This is a genomic window from Burkholderia sp. BCC0506, assembly GCF_902833145.1.
Lineage (GTDB): Bacteria > Pseudomonadota > Gammaproteobacteria > Burkholderiales > Burkholderiaceae > Burkholderia.
Genome location: NZ_CADFEN010000021.1, coordinates 25,794 through 38,359 on the forward strand (window position 1 = coordinate 25,794; position 12,566 = coordinate 38,359).

14 protein-coding genes are annotated in these 12,566 nt (G+C 67.2%); 8 read left to right on the forward strand and 6 right to left on the reverse strand.

The window, feature by feature from the left end; genetic code table 11:
- Window positions 1-5: 5 nt before the first annotated feature.
- Together HWX62_RS31745 and HWX62_RS31750 are read right to left on the reverse strand one after the other, a co-directional pair.
- Window positions 6-1,067, reverse strand: a complete 1,062-nt coding sequence (locus HWX62_RS31745; RefSeq protein ID WP_175932962.1) for an alkene reductase — start codon at window positions 1,065-1,067, stop codon at window positions 6-8.
- Between the two features lie 82 nt (window positions 1,068-1,149).
- A complete protein-coding gene (locus HWX62_RS31750; protein ID WP_011547377.1) occupies window positions 1,150-1,458 on the reverse strand; it encodes a helix-turn-helix transcriptional regulator in 309 nt (102 codons plus the stop codon).
- 300 nt (window positions 1,459-1,758) lie between these two features.
- Between HWX62_RS31750 and HWX62_RS31755 the strand changes: the two genes are divergently transcribed.
- The 5 genes from HWX62_RS31755 (at window position 1,759) to HWX62_RS31775 (ending at window position 5,950) form a co-directional block, all read left to right on the forward strand.
- A complete protein-coding gene (locus HWX62_RS31755) occupies window positions 1,759-2,070 on the forward strand; it encodes a winged helix-turn-helix transcriptional regulator (RefSeq protein ID WP_244136128.1) in 312 nt (103 codons plus the stop codon).
- On the forward strand, window positions 1,992-2,861 hold the full coding sequence (locus tag HWX62_RS31760) for an HAD-IA family hydrolase (RefSeq protein WP_244136129.1): 870 nt from the start codon (window positions 1,992-1,994) through the stop codon (window positions 2,859-2,861). Before HWX62_RS31755 ends, HWX62_RS31760 begins: the two co-directional genes overlap by 79 nt.
- Window positions 2,862-2,903: 42 nt before the next feature.
- The gene (locus HWX62_RS31765; RefSeq protein ID WP_175932964.1) at window positions 2,904-4,256 is read left to right on the forward strand and encodes an MFS transporter; all 1,353 of its coding nucleotides are present in this window, start codon (window positions 2,904-2,906) and stop codon (window positions 4,254-4,256) included.
- Between the two features lie 94 nt (window positions 4,257-4,350).
- On the forward strand, window positions 4,351-5,511 hold the full coding sequence (locus HWX62_RS31770; RefSeq protein ID WP_175932965.1) for an alpha/beta hydrolase: 1,161 nt from the start codon (window positions 4,351-4,353) through the stop codon (window positions 5,509-5,511).
- A 127-nt stretch (window positions 5,512-5,638) separates the two neighbouring features.
- Window positions 5,639-5,950, forward strand: coding sequence for a 3-phosphoglycerate dehydrogenase (locus HWX62_RS31775; RefSeq protein WP_175932966.1), 312 nt, complete (start codon window positions 5,639-5,641; stop codon window positions 5,948-5,950).
- Window positions 5,951-5,966: 16 nt separating this feature from the next.
- On the opposite strand, the gene HWX62_RS31780 is transcribed toward HWX62_RS31775, so the two are convergent.
- The 3 genes from HWX62_RS31780 to HWX62_RS31790 form a co-directional block, all read right to left on the reverse strand.
- The gene (locus HWX62_RS31780; protein WP_175932967.1) at window positions 5,967-6,428 is read right to left on the reverse strand and encodes a cupin domain-containing protein; all 462 of its coding nucleotides are present in this window, start codon (window positions 6,426-6,428) and stop codon (window positions 5,967-5,969) included.
- Between the two features lie 92 nt (window positions 6,429-6,520).
- Complete coding sequence (locus HWX62_RS31785; protein WP_175932968.1) at window positions 6,521-6,862, reverse strand: cupredoxin family copper-binding protein; 342 nt, start codon at window positions 6,860-6,862, stop codon at window positions 6,521-6,523.
- A gap of 19 nt (window positions 6,863-6,881) precedes the next feature.
- Window positions 6,882-7,826 (reverse strand): metallophosphoesterase, encoded by a 945-nt coding sequence (locus HWX62_RS31790; RefSeq protein WP_175932969.1) that lies wholly within the window; start codon window positions 7,824-7,826, stop codon window positions 6,882-6,884.
- 267 nt (window positions 7,827-8,093) lie between these two features.
- Here HWX62_RS31790 and HWX62_RS31795 point away from each other — a divergent pair, with 267 nt between their 5' ends.
- The 3 genes from HWX62_RS31795 to HWX62_RS31805 all read left to right on the forward strand — a co-directional run bounded on the left by HWX62_RS31795 (window position 8,094) and on the right by HWX62_RS31805 (window position 11,496).
- On the forward strand, window positions 8,094-8,294 hold the full coding sequence (locus HWX62_RS31795) for a phosphate transporter (protein WP_175932970.1): 201 nt from the start codon (window positions 8,094-8,096) through the stop codon (window positions 8,292-8,294).
- Between the two features lie 89 nt (window positions 8,295-8,383).
- Complete coding sequence (locus HWX62_RS31800) at window positions 8,384-10,138, forward strand: ABC transporter permease subunit (protein WP_175932971.1); 1,755 nt, start codon at window positions 8,384-8,386, stop codon at window positions 10,136-10,138.
- Window positions 10,139-10,149: 11 nt separating this feature from the next.
- Entirely contained in the window at window positions 10,150-11,496 is a 1,347-nt protein-coding gene (locus tag HWX62_RS31805) for a nitrate/sulfonate/bicarbonate ABC transporter ATP-binding protein (protein ID WP_175932972.1), read from the forward strand.
- Between the two features lie 27 nt (window positions 11,497-11,523).
- Here the strand turns inward: HWX62_RS31805 and HWX62_RS31810 are convergent, their stop codons facing one another.
- On the reverse strand, window positions 11,524-12,402 hold the full coding sequence (locus HWX62_RS31810) for a MurR/RpiR family transcriptional regulator (protein WP_175932973.1): 879 nt from the start codon (window positions 12,400-12,402) through the stop codon (window positions 11,524-11,526).
- Between the last annotated feature and the right edge of the window lie 164 nt (window positions 12,403-12,566).

Below are 12,566 nucleotides of genomic sequence, written 5' to 3' on the forward strand. Positions count from 1 at the left end.
CGCCGTCAGGCCGCGTCGCTCAGCGCCGGATAGTCGGTGTAGCCGGTTTCGCCTTCCGCGTAGAACGTTTCCGGCACCGGCTTGTTGAGCGGTGCGCCGATTTCGAGCCGGCGCGGCAGGTCCGGGTTCGCGATGAACAGCTTGCCCCACGCGATCGCGTCGGCGGTGCCGTTCGCGAGCGCGGCCTGCGCGGTGTCGAGCGTGAACTGCTCGTTCGCGATCAGCGGGCCGCCGAACGCTTCCTTCAGGCGCGGGCTCAATTCATCGCCCGAATACGATTCGCGCGTGAAGATGAACGCGATCTTGCGGCGGCCGAGTTCGCGCGCGACATAGCCGAACGTTGCTGCGGGATCGGAATCGCCCATCGTATGCGCGTCGCCGCGCGGCGCGAGGTGCACGCCGACGCGGCCGGCGCCCCACACGTCGATCGCCGCGTCGACCACCTCGAGCAGCAGGCGGGCGCGATTCTCGATCGGGCCGCCGTACGCGTCGGTGCGGCGGTTGGTGCTGTCCTGCAGGAACTGGTCGAGCAGGTAGCCGTTCGCGCCGTGAATCTCCACGCCGTCGAAGCCCGCCGCTTTCGCGTTCTCGGCACCCTTGCGGTACGCGGCGACGATGCCGGGGATTTCGTCGAGTTCCAGCGCGCGCGGCGTCACATACGGACGCTGCGGACGCACGAGGCTCACGTGGCCGCCCGCGGCGATCGCGCTCGGTGCGACCGGCAGGTCGCCGTTCAGGAACATCGGATCGGAGATCCGGCCGACGTGCCAGAGCTGCAGCACGATGCGCCCGCCGGCCGCGTGCACGGCCTGCGTGATCTGCTTCCAGCCTTCGATCTGTTCGTCGGACCAGATGCCCGGCGTGTCGGCATAGCCGACGCCTTGCGGCGTGACCGACGTCGCTTCGGTAATGATCAGGCCGGCCGATGCACGCTCGGCGTAATAGCGCGCCATCAGCGCATTCGGCACGCGCGCCGCGCCCGCACGGGAGCGGGTGAGCGGCGCCATCACGATGCGGTTGGGCAGGGTCAGCTCGCCGAGGGTAACGGGATCGAACAGCGTGGGCATGGCAGATAACCTCTTCACGAAAGGCGGGGAAGCCGTCGCGTCATGCGCGATGGCGCCCCGCATGGCCGGGTTCGGCCGTGGGTTAGAGTTCGCGGCGCAGGGCGTCGAGAAATGCGTCGATGACGGCCTCGTTGCGTTGAAAGAACGCCCATTGGCCGATCCGCGTCGACGTCACGAGCCCCGCGCGCTGCAACGTCGCGAGGTGCGCGGAGACGGTCGACTGCGACAGCCCGCAGCGCGCGTCGATCTGGCCCGCGCAGACGCCGTGTTCGTACGGCAGCGTCTGCTGCGGGAAATGCTCGCCGGGCGTTTTCAGCCAGACGAGGATCTCCCGGCGCACGGGGTTCGAGAGCGCTTTCAGGATCGCGTCGATGTCGAGTTCGGTCGGCATGCAGGATGGGTGTGTCGGTCAGGCAAACGGGTATCGTCGATAGGCGAATCATATATCGTGTTTTAACGATATGTTTGAAAGCACTGCCGGCAATGGGGTTGATAGCGGACGTCGATCATGGGGTCGGAGCGCGGCGCCGCGTTGCCATATCCTCGCAATGCACCGTGCTTTAAAAAGTAAAGCGGAAGCGACGCTCGGTTCGGGCAATTGACGCTGCGTGCCGATTGCTTTAAAAAGTAAAGCATGACGACACCAAGAATCGGACAGCGCGTGCGCGGATCGACGACGGGACGGCCCATCATGGTCGTGCTGGATCTGCTCGGGCGCCGCACCGCGCTGCGCATCCTGTGGGAACTGCGAGGCGCGCCGCTCACGTTCCGCGCATTGCAGGAAGCCTGCGAAACGAATGCGCGCCTGCTCAACACGCGGTTGACCGAGCTCAAGGCGTCGGGCCTCGTCGAGCATGGAGAAGGCGGTTATTGCATGACCGCCGAAGGCAGGCGGCTCGAAGCGGCGCTGCAGCCGTTGCTGGCGTGGGCAAGGCAGTGGGCGAAGCGCGACCCGGCGGGGCTGGACGCGGCCGATCGCGAGCAATCCGGCCCGGCGCGTTGATCGTCCGCGCCCAAGCGGCGCATCGCGACGTCGTTGCGGGTCACGCGTCAGCATCACGCCTCGTGCGTGAGCCATTTTTTTGTTTCCGGAGTCCTTTCATGTCTGTCCGGGCCGTCATCTTCGACTTCGACTTGACGCTGGCGGATTCGTCCGCGGCGATCATCGCGTGCACGGAATACGCGTTGCGTCAGCTTGGCGCGGCAGGCGCGACGCCGGCGCGGATCGCCGCCGTGATCGGGCTGCCGCTGCCGCGGATGTTCCGCGAATTGACGGACGAAACCGAACCGGCGCGGGCGGACGCGTTCGCGCGGCACTTCGTGTCGCGTGCCGACGAGATCATGGTGGCCGGTACGCGTATCTATCCCGAGGTGCCCGAGCTGCTTGCGCGGTTGCGCGAGCAGGGGCTCGCCGTGGCGATCGTGTCGTCCAAGTTTCGCTACCGGATCGACGCGATTCTCGAACGCAACGGCCTTCGGTCGCTGGTCGACGTGGTGATCGGCGGGGAAGACGTGCAGCGTCACAAGCCGGATCCCGAGGGGCTCGTGCAGGCATTGGCGCGGCTCGATCTGCCGGCCCGCGCGGCGATCTACGTCGGCGACCATGCGGTGGACGCGCAGGCGGCCGAGCAGGCCGGCGTGCCGTTCGTCGGCGCGGTGACCGGCATGACGTCGTTCGAGGCCTGGGCGCGCGCCGGCAAGCAGGCCGTGCCCACGCATATCGGCGAACTGGACGCGATCGTGCGGCGGATGCGGCGCGAACCGGGCCGGACGTCCGGCCCGAACGACGCCTGACGCCTGACGCCGGATTCGGGGAGCCGAACGATGCCGCGCCGCGTGAACCATCTCCGCTGGAAGATCGTCGCGTTGCTGGTCGCGCCGCTGACCTTCGTGATGACGCTCGATCGCGCGGCGATGGCCGTGGCCGCACCGACGATCCAGGGCGAACTCGGTCTGTCGATCGTCGAGATGTCGATGATCCTGACGATCTACTTCTGGGCCTATGCGATCGGCCAGATGCCGGCCGGGCGCGCGGCCGAACGCTTCGGGTCGCGCAGCGTGCTGTTCGGCACGAGCGCGCTGTGGTCGCTGATGATGATCGTCACGCCGCTCGGCGGTTCGTTCGCCTGGCTGTTCGGTTGCCGGCTGGTGCTCGGCGGCGCGCAGTCGGCCGACTGGTCGAGCAGCGTCGTCGCGCTCAAGCGCTGGTTTCCGGCCGGCGAGCGTGCGAAAGGCAACGCGGTGCTGCTCGCGGGGCTGTATCTGGGCCCGATCGTGTCGGCGCCGCTCACCGCCTGGACGATCGTCCATTTCGGCTGGCATGCCGTCTTCTACGGGTTCGGCGCCCTCGGCCTGCTGCTCGGCGCCATCTGGTGGTGCGGCTACCGCGATGCGCCGGCGTCGCATCCGCTCATCACGCGGGCCGAGGCGGACTACATCGCGGCCGGCCAGCCGCGCGGCCACGCGGTCGTGTCGGGTTCGCTCGTGCGCTGCCTGCGGTTGGCGCGCTTCTGGATCTTCGGCATCCAGTATTTCCTGCTGGTGCTGATCCAGAGCTTCTACACGACGTGGTTGCCCACCTATCTGATGCACGCGCGCGGGCTGTCGCTGAAGGCGATGGGGAGGGTCGCGTCGCTGCCGTGGGTGGCCGTGTTCGTGGCGGTATTCGTCGCGGGCACGGTCAGCGACCGGTTACTGCGGAAAACGGGCTCGATCTACTGGGCGCGCACGCCGGTCGCGATCGCGGGATTCGCCGTGAGCGCGCTGGCACTGATCGCCGCGTCGCGCGCGGAGGCGATGGCCGCGGTCATCGCGCTGCTGTGCCTGTCGTTCGCGGCCGTCGGGTTCGTGCAGGTCGTCGTATGGTCGGCCGCGCAGGATCTCGGGCGGCCGTTCGCCGGCGTGATGTCCGGCTGGACCAACGTGTGGGGCGCACTGTCGAACGTCGCGGGGCCGATGGCGCTCGCGCTCGTCGTGAAGGTCACCGGCAACTGGGGCAGCGGGATGATCGTGATCGGCGCCGCGGCGGCCGGTGGCGCGGTGCTGTGGCTGTTCGTGCATCCCGAGCGCCCGCTGCTCGCCGCGGCGGCGGGCGGCTTGCCGCCGGAATCAGGGGGAACGGATGCGCCACCCCGCGACAGGCTCGACCTCCGCGCCGACGCCGGACGGGTGTCCGAACCGGCCGACTGAGCGGGGTTCGCGACAGGCCTGCAGCGCGCGACGGATTCTGCGACCATCGCCGTTAAAGCGATATCCGTCACTTTCCGCCATCCGGTCCTCTGCCATGTCCGTCATTTCCATTGCCTTTGCCCGCATCCGGCGCTCGCGCGTGTGGCCGGCCGCCCGGTTCCTGTCGTTCGCGATTCCGGTCGCGGCAGCCATCGGCATCCTGGGGGGCGCGCACCGGGCCGAAGCCGTTACACCCGCCCAGCGCGAACGTCTCGAAGCGCCCGTGAAGGCCGTCGCCGACCAGCGTTTGGCCGTCGAGACGCCGCAGGGCAGCGCGATGCTGCCCGTGTACGCCGACCATCCGGTCGACCAGGCGGCGCCCGACGTCACGCGCGTGTTCATCGTGATTCACGGCACGTTGCGCAACGCCGACGCTTACTACGCATCGGGGCGCAAGGTCGTCGAGAAGGCCGGCGGGGCAGGCGACGGCACGATGGTCGTCGCGCCGCAGTTCCTGACACGTGCCGATACGCGTGCGTTCTCGTTGCCCGCATCGACGCTCGCGTGGAGCCAGGAAGGATGGAAAGGCGGCGAACCGGCTCGCCAGCCGGGCCCGATCAGCTCGTTTGCCGCGCTCGACGCGCTGCTCGCGCATTTCGCCGACCGCAACCTGTACCCGTCTCTGACGACGGTCGTCGTGATCGGCCACTCCGCCGGCGCGCAGTTGCTGCAGCGCTACGCAGTAGCCGGGCGCGAAGGCGACGCGCTGGCGCGGGCCGGCATCGCCGTGCGCTACGTGGTCGCGAACCCGTCGAGTTACCTGTACTTCGACGACGAGCGCCCGAATGCCGACGCGATCGCGGGCGGCGCCTGCCCGCGCGCGACGGAATGGAAATACGGGCTGAAGTCGGCGCCGCCTTACGTCGTGTCGCAGGACGTGCGCGAACTCGAAACACGCTACGTCGCACGCCATGTCGTGTACCTGCTCGGGCAGGCCGACACGAACCCGACCACGCATTTCATCGACCGTTCGTGTGCGGCGATGGCGCAGGGCCCGTACCGGCTCGCGCGCGGGCTGGCCTATTTCGATTACCTGAAGAAGCGGCATCCGGACGATCTCGCGCAGCAGGTCGTCGAAGTGCCGGGTGTCGGGCATGACGCCCTCGGCATGTTCACGTCCGCTTGCGGGCAGGCCGTGTTGTTCGGGCGCGCGTTGCCGCAGTCGTGTCCGGTCGTTGCCGGCACCGCGTCGGACCTGCGCGCAGCGGGGCAGTGAACCTGCATGCGGGAGGCGTACGAGACGGACGTCGATCGATCGGAAAAATGCAGGAATCGGCAAGATAAATTCATTTGCCGATCGGGCGTTCGCGGTTCAGGATGACGGCGTTCCCAGGGGCGCTTCCATGAACATCACGATTTCCGACGACTATCGCAAGCCGGACAGGCAACCGATCCACGAAGTCCGCCCGGACGCGTCCGAGCGCGAAGCGGCGGCGCTGGAGCCGTTGATCCTCGACCTGCTCGAATGGATCGGGCGCGGCGCGCGGCCGTACGACGAGGTGATCGACGCGTGGCGCACGTCGTGCCCGCGCCTGCCGGTATGGGAGGAAGCCTGCGCGCGCGGCTACGTGGTCCGGCGTCATACGCCCGGCGGCGTGGCGGAGGTGGCGGTAAGTGCGGCCGGCCGCGCGCACTTGCGGGCCGGGCGGACGTGACCGGCACACGCCCGCGTCACGCGTCCGGGTACGGCGTGCCGTCCTTGTGCAGGAACCGGCCGTCGCGGCTCGGGCTGATCATGTCGATGTCCGGGCAGGTGATCACGTCGTCCGGCGAGCGCGAGCCGACCTCGAGATAGACGGCGAGCGCATCCGACCGGTTGACCAGATGATGGCCGTTACCCGAATTTTTCGGAAACGCCGCGCAGTCGCCCGCGCGCAGCACGGTTTCACCACCGTCCTCGATCATCACGAGCTCGCCTGCGAGCACGTAGACGAATTCGTCCTCGTCGGAATGCCAGTGGCGCTGCGACGACCAGCCGCCTGGCGGCACGCGCATCAGGTTGACGCCGAAATCGCACAGGCCGCCGGCGTCGCCGAGACGCTGGCGGATGCGCTGCGCGCACGGCGCATCGAACGGCCGCGGATAGCCGCTGCCGCGGCGTTCGGGCACGGTACCGAGATCGATCCTTGGCATGGACGGCTCCGTCTGCCTCGCGGGCGAAGGGGACGACAGTCATTGTAGGCGGCCGCCGCCCGTCGTTCGCTCGCGGTGCGTGGCGGGCCGTGTCATTCGACGGTGATCGTCTCCTTCATGTACGGATGAATCCCGCAGAACACCTTGTAGACGCCCGGCTTGTCGAAGCGGAACGAATACGTCTCGTCCTGGTCGAGCGCCTTCGAATGAAAGATGCCGGCGTCGTTGACGACGGTATGCGGCTCCGCGTCGAGGTTCTTCCACGTGATCGTCGTGCCGGCCTTGATCGTGGTCGACATCGGCGAAAACATGAAATTGCGGATCGTCACGAGCGGGCCGTTCGGGCCCTGCGCGAACGCGGCGGGCGGCGTGCCGGCAGCGGCGCCGCACAGGATCATCGCCGCGATGATTCGGGCGGGTTGGAGGCGGATCATGTCGGTCTCCTCATCGTTATCACGCGAGCGTCGTGTCGTGCAGCGACGACGCGACAGGATGGCCAGCGAATTCGACGGTCGTCACGCCGAGCATCGACGGCAGCCGGTCGTGCGGCACCGTCAGCGGCACGGGGCCCGGGCCGTTGCCGGCCGTCGGCTGCGGGAACGCGGTCGAGCGGGCGGTATGAAACGTCACGTTGCCCTCGACCTTCGACACGATCTGATGGATGTGCCCGTTCAGCACGGTGACCGAGCCGAAGCGGCGCAGCAGCGCCATCGTCTGCGGCGCATCGCCGGTGCCCCAGCCCCACGGTTCGTAGATGGTCCACATCGGCATGTGCGAGAACACGACGATCGGCGTGCTCGACGAGCGGCCTTTCAGGTCCTGCGCGAGCCACGCGAGCTGCTCGTCGCCGAAGCTGCCGAGCCCGTTCGGCTTGAAGTGCATCACGTTGACGAGGCCGATGAAGTGCACGCCCGCGTGATCGAAGCTGTAATAGCCGCGATTGTCCGACGCCTTGCCGAAGCGGCCGAAATATTCGGCGCCCGACCCGTCGGTGACGTCGTGTTCGCCGGGCACCGTATGCAGTTCCGGCACGCGCAGCGCGGACAGCAACTGCGACGCGTGGTCGAATTCCTCGGGCTTCGACAGGTGCGTGATGTCGCCGGTGTGGATCGCCAGCGCGGGCAGCGCAGGCATTCCGTTGACGAGGTCGATCGTCTGCTTCAGCGTGGCCGACACGTCGGGATTCGCATCCTTGTTGAAGCCGATGTGCGTATCGCTGATCTGCACGAACAGCGGCCGGCCCGCATCGGCGGGGCGCGCGTCGCCGGCCTGGGCGAGCGCGAGGTCGAACGGCGTGAGGATGCCGCCCGACAGCGTAAACAGCGTACCGAGGCCGCCGAAGGCCATGCATTGCAGGGCCTTGCGGCGCGACGGGCGGGTGGGGGTCGATGAAGACATGTGAGCCTCGCATTCGTGTGACGGAACCGGACGGCCGGATCGTCCTGGAATAAGCCGGCGCCTTCGCATGCGATACCGGCGAAGCGGCGGATTTATTCCCGATCGTTGCGAGATCGAATACGTATGCCGAATACGCATGCCGTCGGCCGGCGGGACACCGGGCGATTGCCGCCGGCCGACGTGTCAATGTCCTGTAAGTGACACGTCACATTTGCGTCACGACCGCCCGATAGCCTCCCACTCCGAATCCCCTCTCCGGAGCCCTTCATGCCGAACCTCGCGGCAACGGACACGGGCGGTGCGGCCGACCACCGCATGCGCACCATCGGCCTCGTGCTGGTTTTTCTGATCACCGCCTGCGGCATCGCCCATGTCGGCGTTCATTCCGATGCCGGCTTCCGTTTCGTCAACGAAGGCCCGGCGCCGTCGTTCGCGCTGCGGGCCACCTCATACCGGGTACTGCACTAGCCGTTCCGATGCGCAGCGCCGCTGCGACGCCCGGCTGCGCGGCGAGCGGCCGGACCCATCGATTTTCAATTCGACACAAGACGCTACCGATGGATATCAGTTTCTTCGATCCGAATCGCACCGCGAACGCGTCCGCGTGGCGCGTGTTGCCCAACCGCTGGGACGCGATCGCGTTTCCGCTGATCATCGGCATACTCGCGATGGCGATCGTCGGTTTCCACCAGACGATGGCGCCGATCGGCGTGCTGCAGACGCAGAAGATCGCGCTCGATCCGTCGAACCTGCCCGAATACGCGTTGCGGACCACGCTGCGGATGCTCGCCGCGATGGTCGCATCCCTCGTGTTCACGCTCGTCTACGGCACGCTCGCGGCGAAGAGCCGCCGCGCGGGCATGGTGCTGATTCCAATCCTCGACATCCTGCAGTCGGTGCCGGTGCTCGGCTATATCTCGTTTACGGTCACGTTCTTCCTCGCGCTGTTCCCGGGCCGCGTGCTCGGCGCCGAGCTGGCCGCGATCTTCGCGATCTTCACGAGCCAGGCATGGAACATGACGTTCAGCTTCTACCAGTCGCTGCGCACGGTGCCGCGCGACCTGGGCGAGGTGTCGCGCGGCTTTCACCTGACGCCGTGGCAGCGCTTCTGGAAGCTCGAGGTGCCGTTCTCGATGCCGGGCCTGATCTGGAACATGATGATGTCGATGTCGGGCGGCTGGTTCTTCGTCGTCGCGTCGGAGGCGATCACCGTCGGCAACCAGACGATCACGTTGCCGGGCATCGGCGCGTATCTCGCGCAGGCGATCGCCGACAAGAATCTCGGCGCGGTCGGCTGGGTGATCGTCGCGATGTCCGTCGTGATCCTCGCGTACGACCAGTTCCTGTTCCGTCCGCTCGTCGCGTGGGCCGACAAGTTCCGGATGGAGAACACCGCATCGGGCGATGCGCCGCAATCGTGGCTGCTCGACATGATGCGGCGTACGCACCTGATCCATCAGTTGCTCGTGCCGGCCGGCTGGCTGCTGTCGCAGGCCGCGCGGATTCCGCTGCGCGTGCCGTCGCTGAATGGCGCGCGCAAGCGCGGCGCGGCGGCGCGCCGTGCGTCGCGCATCGGCGACATCGTATGGGGCGCGGTCGTGATCCTGCTGACGGTGTACGTCGTGTGGCGCGTCGTCGGCTTCGTCGCGACCGGCGTGACGATGGGCGAGCTCGGGCACGTGCTCGTGCTCGGGCTGATCACGCTGCTGCGCGTGCTGGTGCTGATCGCGATCGCATCGGTAATCTGGGTGCCGTTCGGCGTGCTGATCGGGCTGCGCCCGGCGCTCGCGGAGAAGATCCAGCCGCTCGCGCAGTTTCTCGCCGCGTTCCCGGCGAACCTGCTGTTCCCGGTGTTCGTGATCGTGATCGTCCATTTCCACCTGAACGCCGACATCTGGCTGTCGCCGCTGATCGTGCTCGGCACGCAGTGGTACATCCTGTTCAACGTGATCGCCGGTGCGATGTCCTATCCGAACGATTACAAGGAAGCGACGAAGAATTTCCGCATCCGCGGCTGGCAGTGGTGGCGCCAGGCGATGCTGCCCGGCATCTTCCCGTACTACGTGACGGGTGCGATCACCGCATCGGGCGGCGCGTGGAATGCGAGCATCGTGTCCGAGTTCGTGCAGTGGGGCGACACGAAAGTCGTCGCGCACGGCCTGGGCGCGTATATCGCGCAAACGACCGCCGCGGGCGATTTCCCGAAGATCATCCTCGGCATCGCCGTGATGTCCCTGTTCGTTACCTTGTTCAACCGCCTGCTGTGGCGTCCGATGTACGCCTATGCGGAATCCCGGCTCCGTCTCGATTGAGAGTAAGCGCGATGCAAAATTCGACCGTTATCAACGCCCCCGTCAAGACGTCCCAGCCGCTGCAACCGCCGCGCCTGGGCGAAGAAATCCTGCGCGTCGAGCACGTGAACCGCGGCTTCAACAAGACGCAGGGCGAACTGCTCGTGCTCGACGATGCGAACCTGTCGCTGCGCAAAGGCGAGATCGTCGGCCTGCTCGGCCGCTCGGGCTCGGGCAAGTCGACGCTGCTGCGCATCATCGCCGGCCTGATCGAGCCGACCGGCGGCGAAGTGACCTATCTCGGCAAACCGCTGCGCGGCCCGGCCGAAGGCGTCGCGATGGTGTTCCAGACCTTCGCGCTGTTCCCGTGGCTCACCGTGCTGCAGAACGTGGAAGCCGGGCTGGAGGCGCTCGGCGTCGGCGCGCGCGAGCGGCGCGAGCGCGCGCTCGCCGCGATCGACCTGATCGGTCTGGACGGCTTCGAGAACGCGTACCCGCGCGAGTTGTCGGGCGGGATGCGCCAGCGCGTCGGTTTCGCGCGCGCGCTCGTCGTCGATCCGACGATCCTGCTGATGGACGAGCCGTTCTCCGCGCTCGACGTGCTGACGGCCGAAACGCTGCGTACCGACTTGCTGGATCTGTGGACGCAGGGCCGCATGCCGATCAAGTCGGTGCTGATCGTCACGCACAACATCGAGGAAGCGGTGTTCATGTGCGACCGGATCCTCGTGCTGTCGTCGAACCCGGGCCGCGTGATCGCCGAGATCAAGGTGCCGTTCAAGCACCCGCGCAATCGTCTCGACACCGATTTCCGCAAGCTCGTCGACGACATCTACGCGAAGATGACCGCGCGTCAGACCGGCGAAGCGACGAAGAAGGGGCTGGAACTCGGCAGCTGGATGCCGCGCGTGTCGACCAACCTGATGGCCGGCCTGATCGAGACGCTTGCGATGGCGCCGTACCATGGCCGCGCCGACATGCCGGAAATCGCGCGCACGCTGCATCTGGAAGTCGACGAACTGTTCCCGATCGCGGAAGTGCTGCAGTACCTCGGCTTCGCGGACGTGCGCGAAGGCGACGTGTTCCTGACGCCGCCCGCGCGCGTGTTCGCGGAATTCGGCACGCAGGAGCGCAAGCTGATGTTCGCCGATCACCTGTTGAAGCACGTGCCGCTTGCCGCCCGGATCAGGAAAGTGCTGAACGAGCGCCCGGGCCATCGCGCGCCGCGTGTGCGCTTCGAGCAGGAGCTCGAGGATTTCCTGTCCGACGACGCGGCGGAGGAAACGCTCGATGCGGTGATCGACTGGGGGCGTTATGGCGAAGTGTTCTCGTATAACGACAAGACGGAAGTGTTCAGCCTCGAGGACGTCGAGAACTGATGCCTGCCGGGGGAGGGCGACACGCCATCACTCGGGCAGATCCCGCCGACTCGCATCCCATTCGATGCCGCCCGCGTTGAGCTGCTCGATCTTCTCCATCCGCTGCCGCGCCAGTTCCGGCAGCCGGTTCGTCACGCCGATCACCAGCGCTTCGGCGAGCGCCAGCGCCGGCACGTTGGTCTGCAGCATCGCGAACGGCCGCCCCTGGATCCGCAGCACGATTTCCGCGAACTCGCCGATCGGCGAGCGCCATTCGTCGGTGATCAGCAGGATCCGCGTGCCGAGCCGGTGCGCGGCCTGCGCGAAGCGGATGCTGTCCTTCTGGTAGCGGCGAAAGTCGAAGATCACGAGCAGGTCGCTGGGTCCCATGTCGGCCAGCGCGACGGACGCGAGATTCACGTTCGGCTCGACGTACTGCACGTGCGGCCGCGCATAGGCCAGCGTGAACGAGAACAGCGACGCGAGCGGTGCCGTATAGCGCCCGCCGCCGCAGAAGACGCGCACGTCCGGATCGGCCAGCACCGCCACGGCTGCATCGAACGCGGCCGCGTCGAGACCGTCGATCGTGGTCGCGAGCGATTCGGACAGCCGCTGGAAAATCGCCGCATGGCTGTCGCGCATGCCCGTTTCCGAGTGGAACGCATCCATTCGCGCGAGCGGCGAATTCATCGCGGTGTCGATCTCGTCGTGCAGCGCCTGCTGGAACGACGAGTAGTTCGGAAAGCCGATCCGGACGACGAAGCGGAACACGGTCGGGTCGCTGACGTCCGCCTGCTTCGCAAACTGCGCGATGGGGCCGAGCCCGAGACTGGGATAGCGATCCAGCAACGCCTGCGCGACTTTCTGTTCCGACGGCGTGAAGCTATCCATCTGGGATAACAGCAACGCCCTGATGCTCGTCCCCATCGGGCACTCCGGCTCTCTATCTGAATTGAACGACCCGACGGCAGACGGGTGTCTGCCGGCAACTGCACGCATGTTAGCCGATCGACGTGCGGCAGGCCGCGCACGTCCCGAAATTAGAGGGACGCATCACCCGCCGATCAATCCGTTCATGTCTGTAATGAATC

Excerpts from the sequence above, each read along its gene's own strand:
- HWX62_RS31745 (WP_175932962.1), bottom strand. The coding sequence starts at position 1,067 with ATGCCCACGCTGTTCGATCCCGTTACCCTCGGCGAGCTGACCCTGCCC.
- HWX62_RS31750 (WP_011547377.1), bottom strand. The coding sequence starts at position 1,458 with ATGCCGACCGAACTCGACATCGACGCGATCCTGAAAGCGCTCTCGAAC.
- HWX62_RS31755 (WP_244136128.1), top strand. The coding sequence starts at position 1,759 with ATGGTCGTGCTGGATCTGCTCGGGCGCCGCACCGCGCTGCGCATCCTG.
- HWX62_RS31770 (WP_175932965.1), top strand. The coding sequence starts at position 4,351 with ATGTCCGTCATTTCCATTGCCTTTGCCCGCATCCGGCGCTCGCGCGTG.
- HWX62_RS31775 (WP_175932966.1), top strand. The coding sequence starts at position 5,639 with ATGAACATCACGATTTCCGACGACTATCGCAAGCCGGACAGGCAACCG.
- HWX62_RS31780 (WP_175932967.1), bottom strand. The coding sequence starts at position 6,428 with ATGCCAAGGATCGATCTCGGTACCGTGCCCGAACGCCGCGGCAGCGGC.
- HWX62_RS31785 (WP_175932968.1), bottom strand. The coding sequence starts at position 6,862 with ATGATCCGCCTCCAACCCGCCCGAATCATCGCGGCGATGATCCTGTGC.
- HWX62_RS31790 (WP_175932969.1), bottom strand. The coding sequence starts at position 7,826 with ATGTCTTCATCGACCCCCACCCGCCCGTCGCGCCGCAAGGCCCTGCAA.
- HWX62_RS31795 (WP_175932970.1), top strand. The coding sequence starts at position 8,094 with ATGCCGAACCTCGCGGCAACGGACACGGGCGGTGCGGCCGACCACCGC.
- HWX62_RS31800 (WP_175932971.1), top strand. The coding sequence starts at position 8,384 with ATGGATATCAGTTTCTTCGATCCGAATCGCACCGCGAACGCGTCCGCG.
- HWX62_RS31805 (WP_175932972.1), top strand. The coding sequence starts at position 10,150 with ATGCAAAATTCGACCGTTATCAACGCCCCCGTCAAGACGTCCCAGCCG.
- HWX62_RS31810 (WP_175932973.1), bottom strand. The coding sequence starts at position 12,402 with ATGGGGACGAGCATCAGGGCGTTGCTGTTATCCCAGATGGATAGCTTC.